We start from the raw sequence: 3005 nt of genomic DNA, 5'->3' as shown, positions 1-3005 counted from the left end.
GAAAGGCAAAATACAATTTATTTTTACGACTGGCTGTTCCCAGTTTGCGCAGGATCGTCGACGGGGCAATGTAGCCGGCTTTAACAGACTGAGCCACCTGCAACATATCGGGTAAATGTCGTTCTATTAACGCCCTGTCGATATTATCCTTGCTGAAAAGCGCCTGAATATGCTGGTAAGTCTGTTCAGATGACGATTTATAGCATTTCAAATCCTTCCAGTTACGAATTCTGGACATGAGTCTGATCCCCAGCAGATACGCCAGCCAAAACACCACTGCATTTTGCGCCTGAGTGTCACCATGTACAGTATCTGGCTGGATATCCGATATCAGGCCATCGAGGATGTAAATGGCTTCCCATACGCCACAGGGAATAAAATGTGAGAAAAGAGCTATGTCGGTATCACTGACGTGATAATAAGCAACTCCGCCCCAGCCACCATAACGGATGTGATATTCTGATAATATGTTGTTTTCATAAATATCCCATTTGGTTCCATCGGCTGCGGCCCGTCCGGGATCGCCCCAGAGGCCGGGCAGCCAGAATCGCTTGTATCCGTTGACCGTATAACGTATTGCTGCATCCAGCTTTTCTTCTGTAACATGCCGTTGATTCAGAAAAGAAATCTGGCGTTCTCCGACGCCTGTAATATTTCTTGCCAGTTGCGCAGTCCCCAGTCCTGTTCCATAGGCAAAGGTCGTCAGAATTTGCCGATATTCTTCATCACCTCTTTTACTTTCATGACCACTGAGTGGACCGAAATGCTGTCCCCATTTCAGCCAGTGCATTGTGTCGCCAAGTGCATCAAGAACTGACAAATTGAGAGCCTGTAATTTTGTGGTCAGGGTTTTATTGACGGCATTAAATCCTGCTGGTAACGGTTTTTTGACCAGTTTTGTCAGAACAGGCCGGTCGTTGATTATGGTGAAGTACGAATTGGCCATATAACCCCGGTCAACGCTGTCAGCCACCTCTTTCAGTCGCGTCTGTAAATGCCCGACGAAGGATTTACCCTCCACTGGCAGGCCGACCAGTTCACCATATTCAGCCCGTATTTCTGTGCATTTTTCCATAGGTAAAAGCTGAGTACGGGTATCGGAATAACTATCCCCTCCCGCTACGCAAATATCTGCGGATACCAGCTGGTGTGGAGTGTTATTACGCTTTGTTTCTCCGGTAACCAGTCCCCACCATTTATCAGGGATCCTGTCAAGATCCCGGGCGGTCAGTATGCCATTTTCCTTACTCCCGAGACGCAACCAGTCACTGTGCCGGTGTTTATTGGCCAGAACGAATGCAAGGACCTGAACAAAACTTTGATCCTGTCTGGTTGCCACAAATGTCAGTTTGCTCAGAATACGAAAAATTTGAGTCCGGCGAGTCTTGAAATGGCGCCACATGAAGCGGCTTTCGTTTTTACCCCCGTGTTCAGCATGAATCTGGGAAAATTCACATAAATCCTGGCGGGCCGATACCAGTTGGGAGATGCAGGCGATTTGCTCTTCAATCGACTGCTCTGACTTCAGTACAGTGTCAAGCTGGGCAAACCGGCGAATAATTTCGTCAGTCTTGTCCTGGTTCGCGGAGAGGTATCCACCAAGTTCTTCTGCAGCACGGTGCTGTACTTTAGCCATTTGTTTGCAGAATACATTACACAGATCATCAGTGATTCTGGCCAGTTGCCGCTGTATCAAGGATAGTGTTACCACATATCGCTTTTTGGCCTCCATATCGACCATACTGGCTGCATCCAGGCTCATTCCTTCCAGCGCTAATTGTTTGCGTTTGATCTCGGGGATATCTTCCAGAATACAGATGTTACTGCTCAGCCTGGAAAGCTGGTCATAGCGCAATAATAGCTCTCTGAGCCCTTCTATTGTCGCTTTTGTCAGCACCAGTGATATAAGTCCCTAAATCACCATTTGATTTGTCCGCTCCACCCAACATGTTGTTTCCTGATGGTTCCGACACCGAAAAGGATATCAACATGCTGAGCAGAGAGGACTTTTTCATGATAAAGCAAATGCGCCATCAGGGCGCTTACATTGTCGATATTGCCACCCAAATCGGTTGTTCCCAACGTACCGTCAGACGGTACCTGCGTTATCCGTCACCGCCGGCGCGCAAGGCCCGACTGCGAATGGAAAAACTCCGCCCTTTTATGGAGTACATCGATATGCGTCTGACCGAAAACGTCTGGAACGCCGAAGTGATATTCCATGAAATCAGAAAGATGGGCTATCCCGGCGGACGCTCCACGCTTCGGGCTTACATCCAGCCCAAACGCAAAATGCGGCCGGGTAAAAAGACCGTGCGCTTCGAAACCCAGCCAGGCTACCAGTTGCAGCATGACTGGGGAGAAATCGACGCGGAAGTGGCCAGTGAGCGCTGCAAAATCAACTTCGCCGTTAACACGCTGGGCTACTCGCGTCGCCTCCATGTCTTTGCGGCGTCGAGCCGGAACACACCTATGAGTCCCTGGTGCGGGCCTTGCGCTACTTCGGTGGCGGCGTGAAAACCGTGCTGGTCGATAACCAGAAAGCGGCCGTGCTGAAAAATCACAACGGCAATGTGGTGTTCAACGCCGGCTTCCTGCAACTGGCACAGCACTATGACTTCCAGCCCCGGGCTTGTCGCCCCCGCCGCGCGCGAACCAAGGGCAAGGTTGAACGCATGGTTGAATACCTGAAATACAACTTCTTCGTCCGTTACACGCAGTTCGACAGCTTCGCGCACGTTAATCAGTTGTTGGAGCAGTGGCTTGCCGAGGTCGCGGACCAGCGTGAGCTGCGCCAGTTCCGGCAAACACCGGCGACCCGCTTCGAGGAAGAAAAAGCGCACCTGCAGGCGTTGCCGGCAACGGACTTCGATACCAGCTACTTCGACATCCGTCATGTGGCCTGGGACGGCTATATCGAGGTGCGAGGTAATCGTTACTCCGTGCCGGAGGCCTGGTGCGGCCGCCCAGTCTCCATCCGGATCATGCTGTATGATGAGCTGAGG

General features: G+C 50.9%; 1 protein-coding gene and 1 pseudogene. One reads left to right on the top strand and one right to left on the bottom strand.

The window, feature by feature from the left end; genetic code table 11:
* A partial coding sequence (locus tag J5224_RS24425) for a Tn3 family transposase (RefSeq protein ID WP_264627816.1) occupies nucleotides 1-1897 on the bottom strand: 1897 nt, incomplete at its 3' end.
* 92 nt (nucleotides 1898-1989) lie between these two features.
* Between J5224_RS24425 and istA the strand changes: the two are divergent.
* Nucleotides 1990-3005: pseudogene (istA, locus tag J5224_RS24420) on the top strand (IS21 family transposase); the annotation flags it as partial.

The organism is Candidatus Symbiopectobacterium sp. NZEC135 (genome assembly GCF_025962695.1).
Note: the sequence above shows the minus strand (reverse complement) of the source record. Positions and strands in the feature narration are given on the sequence as shown.